This is a genomic window from Pseudomonas sp. zfem005, from assembly GCF_032621735.1.
GTDB classification, from domain to species: domain Bacteria; phylum Pseudomonadota; class Gammaproteobacteria; order Pseudomonadales; family Pseudomonadaceae; genus Metapseudomonas; species Metapseudomonas solani.
In genome coordinates this window covers 331,345-344,364 of sequence record NZ_JAVYJE010000004.1, presented here as the reverse complement: position 1 = coordinate 344,364, position 13,020 = coordinate 331,345, and the positions used below count along the sequence as shown (strand labels likewise).

The following is a 13,020-nucleotide window of genomic DNA, read 5'->3' as shown; positions in this document are numbered from 1 at the left end:
GGTTCGGGGAGTGCTGCCGGGGATGGCTAGGCTGTTCGCGCCCGGGGTTCGAGTCGCGCCGGGGCTGGCGGGGGGAGGAGTGCGGTGAGGCGGCTTGGAGTGAGCATGAGGATTTACCCGATTCTTGAAATTGTTATGTGGTGACGCTGGGTTTCGATTGCGTTTTGCCGTGGCGTTTTCAGCAGGCTGTGCCGACGGCGGGTTGCAATGTGGTGAAGATGGTTGCGCAGTGAGCGAAATACCGTCAATTCGATAACCGGCCTTCTGTTCGGTAATCGAACGCAAAACTAACCAGTTCGTACATTTCAATTGCTGGGCGGACTTTAGCTACGAATAATCGATTGCGCTACGGCTGCCGCGCAAAATCCTCCGACCTCGGGTCGGGACTCGCGGCGACCACCCCTGCCGCCGACCGCAGAGCCGGCGCCCTCGATCAGGAGCTGAAGCATGCAGCGTTCGATTGCCACCGTCTCATTGAGCGGCACCCTGCCGGAAAAGCTCGAAGCCATCGCCGCCGCCGGTTTCGACGGTGTGGAGATCTTCGAGAACGACCTTCTCTACTACGCCGGCAGCCCCCGTGAAGTGCGCCAGCTGTGCGCCGACCTCGGGCTCGCCATCACCCTGTTCCAGCCGTTCCGCGACTTCGAGGGCTGCCGCCGCGACCGCTTGCAGAAGAACCTCGACCGCGCCGAACGCAAGTTCGACCTGATGCAGGAGCTGGGCACCGACCTGGTGCTGGTGTGCAGCAACGTCGCCGCCGATTCCCTGGGCGATGAGCGCACCCTGGTGGACGACCTGCGCCTGCTCGGCGAGCACGCCGGCGCGCGCGGCCTGCGCATCGGCTACGAGGCCCTGGCCTGGGGCCGCCACGTCAACACCTGGCAGCAGGTCTGGAACCTGGTACGCCAGGCCGACCACCCGGCCGTCGGGGTGATCCTCGACAGCTTCCATACCCTGTCGCTCAAGGGCGATCCCCGTGCCATCGCCGAGATTCCCGGCGAGAAGATCTTCTTCGTGCAGATGGCCGACGCGCCGATCCTGGCCATGGACGTGCTGGAGTGGAGCCGCCACTTCCGCTGCTTCCCCGGGCAGGGCGAGTTCGACCTGCCGGGCTTCCTCGCGCCCATCTTGCGCAGCGGTTATCGCGGCCCGCTGTCCCTGGAAATCTTCAACGACGGCTTCCGCGCCGCACCGCCCCGGGCCAATGCCGCCGACGGCCTGCGTTCGCTGCTGTACCTGGAGGAGAAGACCCGCGACCTGCTGCGCCAGGACCCGACGCCGCCCGCCGACCTCGACCTGCTGTTCGCGCCGCCGCCGGCCGGCCGCTACGACGGTGTGGAGTTCCTCGAATTCGCCGTGGACGGCGAGCAGGGCGCGCGCCTGGCCACCTGGCTGGAGCGCCTGGGCTTCGCCCGCGCCGGGCAGCATCGCTCCAAGGACGTCAGCCTGCTGCGCCAGGGCGATATCAACATCGTCCTCAATGCCGAACCCTATTCCTTCGCCCACGGCTTCTTCGAGGCCCATGGCCCGTCCCTCTGCGCCACCGCCCTGCGCGTGGGCGACAGCGCCTCGGCCCTGGAACGGGCGCGGGCCTATCGCGGGCAGCCTTACCGCGGCCTGGTCGGCCCCAACGAGCGGGAAATCCCCGCCGTGCGCGCACCGGATGGCAGCCTGATCTACCTGGTGGAACCCTCCGCGCCGGGGCAGACCATCTATGACAGCGACTTCCGCCTCGACGCCGCCGCACAGCCCAGCGGCAGCCTCACGCGCATCGACCACATGGCCATGGCGCTGCCGGCCGACAGCCTCGACAGCTGGGTGCTGTTCTACAAGGGGCTGCTGGATTTCGAGGCCGACGACGAGGTGGTGCTGCCCGACCCCTACGGCCTGGTGAAGAGCCGCGCCCTGCGCAGCCGCTGCGGCAGCGTGCGCCTGCCGCTGAACATCTCGGAGAACCGCAACACCGCCATCTCCCACGCGCTGTCCAGCTACCGGGGCTCGGGTGTGCACCACATCGCCTTCGCCTGCGACGACCTGTTCGCCGAGATCGCCCGGGCCAAGGACGCCGGCGTGCCGCTGCTGGACATCCCGCTCAACTACTACGACGACCTGGCCGCGCGCTTTGACTTCGACGACGAGTTCCTCAGCGAGCTGGCTTACTACAACGTGCTCTACGATCGCGACGCCCAGGGCGGCGAACTGTTCCACGTCTACACCGAGCCGTTCGAGGGGCGCTTCTTCTTCGAATTGCTGCAGCGCAAGGGCGGCTATGCCGGCTACGGCGCGGCCAACGTGGCGGTGCGCCTGGCGGCCATGGCCAAGGCGCGCAGTGGCACCGCACGCCAGGCGAAGCTCTAGCCGATGGGCGGGCCGGCGCTTCCTTCGCAGGGGCGACCGGCCCATAATCCGGCCGGTATGCATTTGGCCTGAGTCCGTTATGACCCTTACTGCTGACCTGCCCGACGAGCCTGTCGAAACACCCCGCAAGAGCCGCAAGAACAACCCGGAGAAGACCCGCGAGAACATCCTCCAGGCGGCCATCGTCGAATTCGTCCAGCAGGGCCTCTCCGGTGCCCGGGTCGATGCCATCGCCGAGCGCACCCAGACCTCCAAGCGGATGATCTACTACTACTTCGAGAGCAAGGAGCAGCTCTACCTGCGCGTGCTGGAGAAGCTCTACGGCGACATCCGCCACACCGAGGCGCAGCTGCACCTGGCGGAACTGGAACCGCGCGAGGCGATCCGCCGCCTGGTCGAGTTCACCTTCGACCACCACGACCGCAACGTCGACTTCGTGCGCATCGTCAGCATCGAGAACATCCAGCACGGGCAGTACATCCGCGAGTCCGATGCCATCGGCTCGCTCAACGTCACCATCCTCGCCAGCCTCGACGACATCCTCCGCCGTGGCGTGGCGGCGGGCGCCTTCCGCACCGGCGTGCAGGCGATGGACGTGCACCTGCTGATGTCGTCGTTCTGCTTCTACCGCGTATCCAACCGCCACACCCTGGGCGCGATCTTCGCCATCGACCTCAACGAGGCCGAGGTGAGGGCGCGCCACCGGGACATGATCGTCGAATCGATCCTGCGCTTTCTCCAGGCCTGACCCCGGGCGGGGTCAGGTACCCAGCAACTGGCGCTGGCGCACGGCCGGGGCGCTGGTGGGGAACAGCGGGCGGGTGGGGATGTAGCGGGCGAGGGCGCAGGCAGCGGCGACGCGCTGGCGCTGGTAGCCGGTCTTCAATACGTCCAGGCAGCGGGCTTCGCTCAGGGGCTGGCCCAGCAGGTAGCCGGCGCCCTTGGTGAAGCGTTCCTGGTTGGCCTGCCACCAGGCTTCCACCCGTGCCGGGTCCGGCCAGGCCAGGTCGGTGTCCGGGTCCATGTCCACGTTCGGGTCGTCGGGGTCGTCCGTGGGGCCGGCGTCGTAGTCGGGGTAGACCTTCAGCTCCAGGTCCAGCTCGGCCAGGTCTGCCCCGGTGATCAGGGTGAAGGCTTCGCCGGCCACGCGGGCGTGGGGCAGGTCGCCCATCTGCTGGATCAGCCAGGGCACCGTCACCGGGTCACCGAACAGGCCGGTGGCCTGGATCACCAGGCGTCGGTGCTCGGGGCTCTGCATCAGCCCGCGCAGCCAGGCGATGCTGGCCTCGCGGGGTTGCCAGCAGAGCAGGGCGTTGAGGGCCCGCAGGCGGAACATGCCTTGTTGTTCGGCCAGCAGGCGCAGGGGGCCCAGGGCCTCTTCGTCACCCATCTGCACCGTTGCCCAGTTGGCCCAGAAGCGAACCGCCTCGTCGGCGTGCAGGCGATGGGCGCGGATGGCTTGCATCAGGTCGCGCCGGCGCAGTTCGCCGGCGGTGCGCGCGGCACGGGCCAGCACGCCGGGGTCGGCGTGGGAGAGCCCGGCGATCAGCGCCGGGCCCGGGTCGCGGCGGTGCATGCCGCAAGCGGCCAGGCCCAGGCGGCGGAACAGCGGCTCCTGGGAGGCCAGCAGGCGTTCGGTCCAGGGTTCGACCTTGTCCCAGTCCAGCCAGCCAAGGGCCGCGGTGAAGGCCCGCTCGCCGTCCGGCGCCTTGCGCAGGTGCTCGGCGAGGGTGGACAGCGCCGGGCCGTTGCCGGCCATGAAGGCCAGCGCGGTGGCGGCGAACACCTCGCCCGTGGCCAGCGGATGCAGCCCCTTGAGCAGCAGGTCCAGGCCCTTGAGCCCGGCGATCAGCAGCCCGTCCAGGTGCGCCTCGATGCGGCCATCCAGGGTGCGCAGGTGCTTGAGGTCGTAATGCGGCGCGCGCACGGCATAGTCGCGCAGGCCGGCGAGGAAGCCGGCCTCTTCGGCGTGCTGGTCGAGGACGCGCAAGACAGGCTGGTTCATGGGCACACCGCACTCGGGAGCACCGGGAAAAAGGCGAAGGGCGTATCAGTAGCTGGCATCGTCATAATCCACGACCGTCCAGTTTTCGCCGTCGGCGGTATAGGCGAGGTGCCGGTTGCCAACGGACCAGAGCACGCCGTCCCCCTTGGTGAGGTAGGACGCCGAGCCGGGGCCGACCGAGCCGATATCGGCTTTCTTCAGCTCGCCGTCGATGATCCGGTAGACGCCCTTGGAGGACGCGACGAACAGGGTCCCGTCGAAGGTCTGCACCCCCCACAGGTCTTCGCTGAAGTCGCTCAAGTCGATGAAGTCCCATTGGTCCCCTCGACCGAACAGCACGACGCCGGCCTGGCCGACGATATAGGCCGTGCCATCTTCGCTGCAGTGCACGGCCTGCAGCGCGACGGAGGTCGGGCTTTCCAGGGCCTGCCAGCGCTGGCCGTCGAATATCCAGATCTCGCCATCCATGCCGACGGTGTACAGCTCGTTCGGCGTGAAGCCGTCGATGGCGTTGAAGCCCTTGATGCCCTCGCGGTTGAGAATGGCGTCGGCGATGGATTGCCAGCTGCCGTCGTCGTTGCGCCGGTAGACCTGGCGTTGCATGCCCGCGGCATAGTGCGTACCAGCGATCAGGCGCATGTCGCGCAGTGGGCCGAAATCGCCCGGTCCCACGATGCGTTCGGTGGTCCTGTTGGAGCCCTGGAAGACATGGATGTCGCCATCGAGTCCCATCGACAGCAGGGTCAGGGGGGGCGTCGTCGCGCTGATCGCGGTGGTGGCCCAGTCGATCATGAAGTGCACGAAGGCACCGTCCTTCCAGCGCAGCACCTTGGTGTGATCGACGTTGCGTTCGTTCAGCTCGGTGACCTGGGCGCTGATGAATACCAGGTCACGCCTGACTATCGAACACCTGGCAAAGGTTACGTTTCCGTCATTCATGTTGTTCACATCACTCTTCAATCGTCATCCATCGATTCGAGCTGCTTGGCGCCCCATTCCTTCTGCTCGTCCTTGAGCGGCGAACGGTCCGCGCGTAGCGGCGTATCGTTGTTCTTCACGCCGACCTGCTTGTGGTAGTTGTCGAGCTGGGCTTCCAGGCAGCCTTCGCTGCAGGGCTTGCCATCCTTGCCGGAGGTGGGGAAGGTCTTCTGGTGGGCGAAGATTCCGGTCTTCTTCGCGGCGCCGTAGTTCCAGGTGTTGTCCTTGCCACCCATCTGCGACCGGGCGCCGCCGGCGCTCTCCGACACCATGTAGCCTTTCTCGGCCGTGTTCTGGATGGCGTGCATGTTGCCGTGGGTCTCCGTATAGCGTGACCCCGTGACGCACACGCAGGGCGCACGCGTGTCGTCGTATGCGCTGAAGCCGCTCAGGCGGGTCTTCTCCTTCCTGCCGCCGGCCTCGGTGAAGCAGTGGACTTCCACGAGGTGGTGCGGGGTCTCGCCTTCGCAGCAGCCCTTCTGGTTTTCCGTCGAGCGTGCGGTGTAGGGCACCAGCATGCACTTCTTGGCGTTCTGGCAGGCGTCGTCCTTGCAGTCCTTGTCATGGTCCCCGGAGCACTTTTGCTTGACGTTCTCGCGCTCCTCCTCGCAGCCCTTGCCCGGCGCTCCCGTGGCCACCTCGTCGATGTAGGGCCAGGTGGGCGTGTTGCCGGGGAAGGACGCATGGTTGTGGGTGGTCAGGTCCATCATCCTCACGACGTTGAGGCTTTCGAACTTCACGTTCATCGACCAGGCGGTGAAGTAGACCTTGCCCTTGATCTTGCTGGTGACCACGCCCTTCTTGGGGGCGCAACCCGCCTCGTCGCCGTAGCTGGTCTTGAAGTAGCTCTTGTTCTTGAGCATCACTTCCTGGCCGGAGATCTTGATGGTCCGGGTGCCGTTGGTGGTGTCCTTGGCCATCCCCGTGTTGGGGTAGGGGATGGGCACGCCGGTGGGGGTGGGAGGAGCCTGCGGAGGCGTGAAGCAGACGTCGGGGAAGCAGGCCACGGACTTGCCGTCGGCCGCCTTGCACGAGACCTCCATGTTGTTCGCGTAGACCTGGTTGGCCATCAGGCAGCCCTCACGCGCTGATAGCTCAACAGGGCGACCGCGCGCTGGCCGGCATCGTTGCCCAGGTGGCAGAGGATGTTGTTGCCGGGGCTGTAGCCCTTGCGGCTGGCGGAGTGCGCCAGCGCCAGCATCGCCGGGCCTATCGCCGCGCCGCATTCACCGATGCAGTCGGCGGGATGCCAGAGGTCGAAGAACTCCTTGCGTACCCGAAGGTTGCGGCTGAGCGCGAGGGACGCTTCCTTGAAGTAGTACTGCTCTCCCGAGAGATCGGTGAGGCGGTAGTCGTAGGACTCCATGCGGGAACCGGCTTCCTGCAGTGCGGCGCGCAAGGCCTGGGTGAGGCCATCCGCGCGCAGGGGGATGTCGAGCGACTCGACGGTGGCCGGCTCCATGCCGAAGCCCAGGCCCGTGCAGACCAGCTGCGGTTGGTCTTCCGCGACCGGGGCGCAGAGGCTCACCGCCGCGGCGCCTTCTCCGGGGATGAAACCGTTCGAGTTGAGGCTGGTGAGCAGGCGATCACGTCGTTCGTAGGCCTCCATGACCGGGGCGTTGAGAAACGAGTCGACGCCCGCGATGAGCACATGGCGGTGGCCGAGTTCATGAATCAGCTTGCGCGCATTGAGCAGCCCCACCGCCGCACCGACACGGCCGCGGGCGATGAAGCTCGAATCGGCATGGAACTCCACCCCCAGCTCTTTCTGGATGCCGCGAATCAGGCGCGGGCCGAGGTCGGCGAGTCGGGCGGGCCTGTCTTCTTCGGCGATGCAGAGCAGCAACGGGGTCTTCGCGGGGTCGAGGCCAGGCGTGGAGGCGATCGCTTCGGCAACGGCCCTGGCCGCCATCTTCACCAGCTTGGTCTGGCCGCGCCAGGCCTCTTCGAGCTGCACGCTGGAGCCGACCAGCCACTCGCCGCCCTTGTCGAGGAAACGGGTGTCCTGGAAGTTGTCGATGGCGCAGCGTATCGCTGCACAGGTGGACAGGGCGTCATGGCCGACGGCCGTGACCATCCCGACGCCCTTGATACTGAGTGCCTGCATCACGGGTTGATTTCCTTGCGTCGCAGCATGTCCAGGGACGGGTAGTAGGTCTTGCCAAGCTCCCGTGCCCGCCACCATGCACGGGAACGTGAGCCGACCAGCAACTGCTCTACCTCGAACATGTTCCTCCTCAACGCCCGGCTCGCGCGCCAGGTGATCTCCACCTTGCCGGCATCGGTGTCCACCACCAGCGTGTCGATCACCGCCTGCAGCGTCTCGTGGCCACCCTTCTTCAGGAAGAAGGTCACCGGCACCTGCATCCTCGGCACCTTGAAGCCTGCGCGTTCCTGCTTGGTCAGGTTGAGCAGCAGCACGTCCTCGCCCCCTTGCAGGTGCTCGGTCTGCTGGTCCGGCGGGGCGGCCTGGTAGTAGCGGGGGTCGAAGTCCGGTGGCAGGAAAGGGAAGTGGTCGGCCAGCCAGGCGTCGTCGTAGGTGCCGGCGTAGCCGATGCGCGGCGGCCAGTGGCGGCCGATGGGGCCGAGGGCCATGGGGGTGAAATCGCCGTGGGGGCCGTCGATGGGCTGGCCCAGGGCTTCGGTGTTGGGCATGGGCATGCCGACGATCTCGGCGGTGCCGGCGCTCTTCGGGTACCAGCCGGTGCCGGCCGGGTTGGGCAGGTAGGTTTCGGCGAAGTCCGGGCGGTCGGCCATGGCGCGGCTGCCGCCGAAGGCGTGGGCGTAGCCGATGTCCTGTTCCAGGAAGGGCTGCGGCACGCCGGGGCTGGCGCCGAGCATGCCGGGCTGCCACTGGCGCGGGCCGAGCACGCTGAAGGCCTTGCTGACCCGGCCGACGCGGATGCCGGCGGTGATCTGGGTGGCGGGGCGGCCGTTGGGGGCGTGGGCCTTGCCCATCACCAGCACGTCGCAGAAGGGTTTGAGCGGGGCGAAGTCCATTTCCTGGCGTGGCGCCGAGAGGCCGGGCTCGCCGACGTATTCGTCGGCCATCAGCAGCGGGCGCTGGACCTCGGCCAGGCGCGCTTCGCTGCCGTCCAGCGGCAGGTCGAAGGTGCCCTTGGCGACCACCACCAGGGACTCGCGCCCGTCGGGGGCCAGGCCTTGGGTGTAGGCGGCCATCAGGCGGGTGGCGTTGAGCAATTCCATGTGCGCGGCTCTGTCAGTTGATCTGCACCGAACCGCCCTTGATGCGGTTGACCCCGGAGGAGCGGCTGGAGAGGTAGGCGCCCTTGATCAGCACCTTGCCTTCGCGGGTGAGGGTGATGCTGGCCTTGCCGCAGCGCAGGACGATCTCGCGCTCGGCCGAGAACTCCAGGCGCTCGCCGTCGATATGCGCCACCGCCGGTTCCTTGCGGGTTTCCGGCAGGCGCTGGATGCGGCCGATCACCAGGGGCTGGGCCGGGTCGCCGCCGACGAACATCAGCGCCACCTGGGTGCCGATGTCCTCGCGGGCGAGCACGGTGGTGGTGGTCGCGGCGATGCCGGTCTCCGACGGGCAGCCGGGGAAGGCCACCACCGGGCTGGAGGCCTCGGGTACGTCGAGGAGGATGCCGATCACCACGCCGTCGAGGCGGGTGGCGGCGGGGGTGTGGATCTGGACTGTCATGCTCTGTACTCCCTGACCGAGCGCGGGCTCAGTTCTGCAGGATCTTCTGACCCTTGACCACGACGTTGCTGCTGGCCTTGATGTTGATCGCGCCGGAGCCGTCGATGGTGATGTTCTTGCCACGGATGACGATGGTGCCGTCCTTCTTCATGGTGATGCTGGCGGAGCCGGTGACCAGGCTGATGGAGTCGCCGGCGTTGAGCGAGAAGCTCTTGCCGATGTCGACGCTGTCGTTCTGGCCGACGTCTGTGCTGCGGTTCTGGCCGATGCTGCGCGACTCGTTCTTGCCGATGCTGGTGGTCTGGTTGCTGCCGATGTCCACCTGCTCGTTGGCACCCACGCTTTCGGTGCGGTCGGCGCCGATGGTGATGTTCTCGTTGCTGCCCACGCTTTCGGTGCGGTTGCTGCCGATGGTGATGTTCTCGTTGCTGCCCACGCTCTCGGTACGGTTGCTGCCGATGGTGATGTTCTCGTTGCTGCCGACCTTCTCGGTGCGGTTGGCGCCGATGGTGATGGTCTCGTTGCTGCCGACGTCCTCGGTACGGTTGACGCCGATGGTGATCTTCTCGTTGTTGCCGACCTTCTCGGTGCGGTCGACGCCGATGGTGATGGTTTCGTTGTTGTCCACGGTCTCGGTACGGTCGTGCTTCACGTGCACCGTCTCGTCGTGGTCGATGGTCTTGGTGCGGTCGTGGCCGACCCAGTGGGTCTCGTCGTTCTCGACCTCGATGTCCTGGTTCTTCTCCGCGTGGATGAAGAGCTGCTCCTCGCCCTTCTTGTCCTCCATGCGGATCTCGTTGAAGTTCGCCGGCGTGCCGCCCTTGCTCGAACGGCTCTTGGTGCCGCTCTGGGTGGCGTTGGCAGGCAGCTCGTAGGGCACGGTCTGTTCGGCGTTGTACACGCGGCCAGTGATGATCGGCCGGTCGGGGTCGCCTTCGAGGAAGCTGACGATCACTTCCTGGCCGATGCGCGGAATCTGGATATGGCCCCAGTTCTTGCCGGCCCAGGCCTGGGAGACGCGCATCCAGCAGGAGCTGTTCTCGTTGGACTGGTCGTGGCGGTCCCAATAGAAGTGCACCTTCACCCGGCCGTACTGGTCGGTCCAGATTTCCTCGCCCTTGGGCCCGACGACCATGGCCGTCTGCGGGCCCTGGACGATGGGCTTGATGGTGGTGGGCATGGGGCGGAAGGCCTGGGCGGCCTCGATGCAGTCGAGGGCGCTTTCGAACTGCAGCACGCCACCGGCGGAGCCGCTTTCGTAGCTTTCCTGGCTGACCGAATAGCGCGCGCCGACGATCAGGTACTCGCGGTTCTGGTCGTCGCGGGGGTAGCCGGTCATCTTGAACAGGTGGCCGCAGCCCAGGCCGCGTGCGTTGGTGCGCAGTTGCACGCGCTCGTACTGGGTCTGGATGGCTTCGATGCGGTTGCGCGCGTACTGCTCGCCGTCCTTGCTCTGCACGTATTCGCCTGGGTAGTCGTACAACGGGTGTTCGGCGTTGCTGTGGGAGCGGCTCACGGTGGAGCGCACTTCCAGCCGCGCGCTGGGGCGCTGGAAGTCATAGTCGTTGAGCGCCAGGGAACCCGGTTGCACCTCACGGGCCAGGTACCACTCATAGATGTGGTCGCGCTCGCGCATCTGGTCTTCGAGCGGGTAGAAGGGCACCGAGGCGTAGTCGGCCACCGTCTTGTGCGCGCCATAGGCATCGGAGAGCACCAGCACGTGGCGCTCTTTCTCATGGCGGAAGTAGTAGTAGATGCCTTCCTGTTCCATCAGGCGGCTGACGAATTCGAAGCTGGTCTCGCGGTATTGCACGCAGTACTCCCACTCGCGGTAGGAGCGTGACAGCGAGTCTTCGAAGTCGGAGAAACCGAGGTCGCGGAACACCTGCTTGATGATGTCCGGCACCGTCTTGTTCTGGAAGATGCGGCAATCGGAGGTGCGCGACAGCAACCAGAACCAGGGGCGCAGGCTGATCTGGTAGCCGGCGAACTGGCCGGTGCCGGAGGTCTGGCTGCAGCGGCAGGCGATGCCGTGGAAGTAGCGCTGGCTGCCGTCGGGCAGTTCCAGGGAAACGCCCATGGGCTTGCCCAGCAGGGCATCCAGCTTGATCGAGTAGTTTTCCGAAACCAGGCTCAGTTCGTAGTCGAAGAGCCGGCCGAGCTCCTCGTGGCCGTCGAGCCGGTCCAGGACCAGCACGTTGGGCCCCAGCGGGCTGCTGACCTTGGCCATGCGGGCCTGTTGTGTGATTGCCATGCTGTCCTTGCCTCGTATACCACTGGGGATCGGAGCGAACCGCCAACGGGCCGACGTCAGGGTATCGACGCGGGGCGGGCAGGCCGGGATTTCCGGGGAAACCTTGGTCGAAGTATTAGCAGACGACGCTCGTCCCGGGCGCTTTTTCCGATATCCGCGAATCCATTCGGGGGTGGCGAGAAACAACGGTGCCGATCATGCGGCAGAGTCTCGCCGGCGATTGTTGTAGTGCAGAGCGGCTCCGCTGTCCAGACGCCCGTTCTTCGAGTGCCCGATGCGCGCTCCACTTCAAGACGGGGTTCACATTCATGGCAACGGGGCGGGCGAGGGGAGACGGGGGCCGGGTGCTATGCTCGCCGCCTGCCCGAACCCCGGAGCCCTCCATGAACGACACCCTCGAACGAGCCATCGCCCTGGCCTGCCGTGTACACGCCGGCCAGCGCGACAAGGCCGGCAAGGCCTATATCCTCCACCCCCTGCGCCTGATGCTGCGATTCGACGATGCCGAGTCGCAGATGGTCGCCGTGCTCCACGACGTGGTGGAAGACGGCGACGTCGGCCTCGACGACCTGCGCGCCCTCGGCATCCCCGAACCGGTGCTGGCCGCCATCGACTGCCTGAGCAAGCACGAAGGCGAGGGCTACGAGGCCTTCATCGAACGCATCCGCCCCAACCCGCTGGCCCGCCGGGTCAAGCTCGCCGACATCCGCGACAACCTCGACGTCTCGCGCCTGCCGCACCTGGATGACAAGGACCTGGCGCGGGTGGCCAAGTACCACAGGGCATTGCAGGTGCTGGAGCAAGAGGGCTGATGGCCTGGCGTGATGTGGCGGTGAGCCGCGCCGGGCGTTTCGCCATCGGCGTGGAGGAGGGCAGCGGCCGCCATTACCTGGCCATCCCCGTGAGCAATCGCCTGGTGGATTACGAGGAGCGCTACGCCATCAGCGTCGAGGATTTCGAGCGCTATGGCCGCGACCTCGACAGCGCATTGCCCTTCGTCGAGCAATGCCGGGCACGGCTCATGGATCACCTGCTGCTGGAGCCTCCCGGCGCCGACCGGGGGATTCCAGGCTGACCTATAGGTCGGGTGAAACCCGACAGGCCGCTCCCCGCATAGATAAATCGAGACCTGGGGCATATCCAGCGGCCTTGCTCCTTGATGTTTGTTTCGCGTTCCCCGAAAATTTTTCGCCTCACCGGTTGTCGAACCCGCACCCCCGGGTCGCGACGAGGTATTCGGCGACCCGCTCATGCGCGATACAGACTAGGGAAGGCCTTCAGCAGTGACTCTCTACCGACTCCACGAGGCGGATCTGGATATTCCGGACTCCTGGCAGGACCAGAGCATCAACATCTTCAAACTGCCCGCAACGGGCCCCGCCAAGGAAGCCAGCTTCGTCATCAGCCGCGACCCCAGCAAGGGCGATGGCGTGTTCGCCGATTACATCGAGCAGCAGCTTTCCAATGCACGCCAGCAGTTGCCGGGCTTCGCCCTGATCAAGCAGTGGGACATCAACATCCAGGGCTCGCCCGCCGTGCTGCTGGATTACACCTGGCAGCGCGAAGGCCGCCAGCTGATGCTGCGCCAGGTGTTCATCGAACTCAGCGCCACGGTGCTGATCGCCACCCTCACCACCACGCCCCAGGACCTGCCGTACCACGAGCCGGCCTGGAAGCAGGCGATGCAGACCTTCAAGCCGCTGCCCCCGGCGGCCTGAACCGAGCGCCGCGAGGCACCCCGCAACAAGGATGTAGACG

At 66.4% G+C, this 13,020-nt stretch carries 12 protein-coding genes; 5 read left to right on the top strand and 7 right to left on the bottom strand.

What is annotated here, in order from left to right; all coding sequences use genetic code 11:
* Positions 1-447: 447 nt before the first annotated feature.
* Positions 448-2,358, top strand: coding sequence for a 3-dehydroshikimate dehydratase QuiC (gene quiC, locus RTW82_RS11125; protein WP_316925111.1), 1,911 nt, complete (start codon positions 448-450; stop codon positions 2,356-2,358).
* 79 nt (positions 2,359-2,437) lie between these two features.
* Positions 2,438-3,106 (top strand): TetR family transcriptional regulator, encoded by a 669-nt coding sequence (locus RTW82_RS11120; protein WP_316925110.1) that lies wholly within the window; start codon positions 2,438-2,440, stop codon positions 3,104-3,106.
* A 12-nt stretch (positions 3,107-3,118) separates the two neighbouring features.
* Here the strand turns inward: RTW82_RS11120 and RTW82_RS11115 are convergent, their stop codons facing one another.
* Genes RTW82_RS11115 through RTW82_RS11085 form a run of 7 tightly spaced genes read right to left on the bottom strand, consistent with a single transcriptional unit; the run spans position 3,119 to position 11,262 of the window.
* Complete coding sequence (locus RTW82_RS11115; RefSeq protein ID WP_316925109.1) at positions 3,119-4,363, bottom strand: TIGR02270 family protein; 1,245 nt, start codon at positions 4,361-4,363, stop codon at positions 3,119-3,121.
* Between the two features lie 45 nt (positions 4,364-4,408).
* The gene (locus RTW82_RS11110) at positions 4,409-5,302 is read right to left on the bottom strand and encodes a hypothetical protein (RefSeq protein WP_316925108.1); all 894 of its coding nucleotides are present in this window, start codon (positions 5,300-5,302) and stop codon (positions 4,409-4,411) included.
* A 17-nt stretch (positions 5,303-5,319) separates the two neighbouring features.
* Positions 5,320-6,411 carry a PAAR-like domain-containing protein gene (locus tag RTW82_RS11105; RefSeq protein ID WP_021217657.1) on the bottom strand — a complete coding sequence of 364 codons (1,092 nt, stop codon included), beginning with the start codon at positions 6,409-6,411 and terminating at the stop codon, positions 5,320-5,322.
* Positions 6,411-7,448 carry a hypothetical protein gene (locus RTW82_RS11100; protein WP_021217656.1) on the bottom strand — a complete coding sequence of 346 codons (1,038 nt, stop codon included), beginning with the start codon at positions 7,446-7,448 and terminating at the stop codon, positions 6,411-6,413. Before RTW82_RS11100 ends, RTW82_RS11105 begins: the two co-directional genes overlap by 1 nt.
* Entirely contained in the window at positions 7,448-8,548 is a 1,101-nt protein-coding gene (locus RTW82_RS11095) for a DUF2169 domain-containing protein (RefSeq protein WP_265168702.1), read from the bottom strand. The genes RTW82_RS11100 and RTW82_RS11095 overlap by 1 nt, the downstream gene beginning before the upstream one ends.
* Before the next feature lie 13 nt (positions 8,549-8,561).
* A complete protein-coding gene (locus RTW82_RS11090) occupies positions 8,562-9,008 on the bottom strand; it encodes a DUF6484 domain-containing protein (RefSeq protein WP_021217654.1) in 447 nt (148 codons plus the stop codon).
* 28 nt (positions 9,009-9,036) lie between these two features.
* On the bottom strand, positions 9,037-11,262 hold the full coding sequence (locus RTW82_RS11085; protein ID WP_316925107.1) for a type VI secretion system Vgr family protein: 2,226 nt from the start codon (positions 11,260-11,262) through the stop codon (positions 9,037-9,039).
* 383 nt (positions 11,263-11,645) lie between these two features.
* Here RTW82_RS11085 and RTW82_RS11080 point away from each other — a divergent pair, with 383 nt between their 5' ends.
* The 3 genes from RTW82_RS11080 (at position 11,646) to RTW82_RS11070 (ending at position 12,980) form a co-directional block, all read left to right on the top strand.
* Positions 11,646-12,074 (top strand): GTP pyrophosphokinase, encoded by a 429-nt coding sequence (locus RTW82_RS11080; protein WP_316925106.1) that lies wholly within the window; start codon positions 11,646-11,648, stop codon positions 12,072-12,074.
* The gene (locus RTW82_RS11075) at positions 12,074-12,337 is read left to right on the top strand and encodes a hypothetical protein (RefSeq protein WP_021217448.1); all 264 of its coding nucleotides are present in this window, start codon (positions 12,074-12,076) and stop codon (positions 12,335-12,337) included. Before RTW82_RS11080 ends, RTW82_RS11075 begins: the two co-directional genes overlap by 1 nt.
* Positions 12,338-12,545: 208 nt before the next feature.
* The gene (locus tag RTW82_RS11070) at positions 12,546-12,980 is read left to right on the top strand and encodes a DcrB-related protein (RefSeq protein WP_184492199.1); all 435 of its coding nucleotides are present in this window, start codon (positions 12,546-12,548) and stop codon (positions 12,978-12,980) included.
* Positions 12,981-13,020 lie beyond the last annotated feature (40 nt).

What these genes read in the sequence shown, in the direction of transcription:
- RTW82_RS11120 (WP_316925110.1), top strand. Translation starts at nt 2,438, where the DNA reads ATGACCCTTACTGCTGACCTGCCCGACGAGCCTGTCGAAACACCCCGC.
- RTW82_RS11115 (WP_316925109.1), bottom strand. Translation starts at nt 4,363, where the DNA reads ATGAACCAGCCTGTCTTGCGCGTCCTCGACCAGCACGCCGAAGAGGCC.
- quiC (WP_316925111.1), top strand. Translation starts at nt 448, where the DNA reads ATGCAGCGTTCGATTGCCACCGTCTCATTGAGCGGCACCCTGCCGGAA.
- RTW82_RS11105 (WP_021217657.1), bottom strand. Translation starts at nt 6,411, where the DNA reads ATGGCCAACCAGGTCTACGCGAACAACATGGAGGTCTCGTGCAAGGCG.
- RTW82_RS11095 (WP_265168702.1), bottom strand. Translation starts at nt 8,548, where the DNA reads ATGGAATTGCTCAACGCCACCCGCCTGATGGCCGCCTACACCCAAGGC.
- RTW82_RS11090 (WP_021217654.1), bottom strand. Translation starts at nt 9,008, where the DNA reads ATGACAGTCCAGATCCACACCCCCGCCGCCACCCGCCTCGACGGCGTG.
- RTW82_RS11100 (WP_021217656.1), bottom strand. Translation starts at nt 7,448, where the DNA reads ATGCAGGCACTCAGTATCAAGGGCGTCGGGATGGTCACGGCCGTCGGC.
- RTW82_RS11080 (WP_316925106.1), top strand. Translation starts at nt 11,646, where the DNA reads ATGAACGACACCCTCGAACGAGCCATCGCCCTGGCCTGCCGTGTACAC.
- RTW82_RS11110 (WP_316925108.1), bottom strand. Translation starts at nt 5,302, where the DNA reads ATGAATGACGGAAACGTAACCTTTGCCAGGTGTTCGATAGTCAGGCGT.
- RTW82_RS11085 (WP_316925107.1), bottom strand. Translation starts at nt 11,262, where the DNA reads ATGGCAATCACACAACAGGCCCGCATGGCCAAGGTCAGCAGCCCGCTG.
- RTW82_RS11075 (WP_021217448.1), top strand. Translation starts at nt 12,074, where the DNA reads ATGGCCTGGCGTGATGTGGCGGTGAGCCGCGCCGGGCGTTTCGCCATC.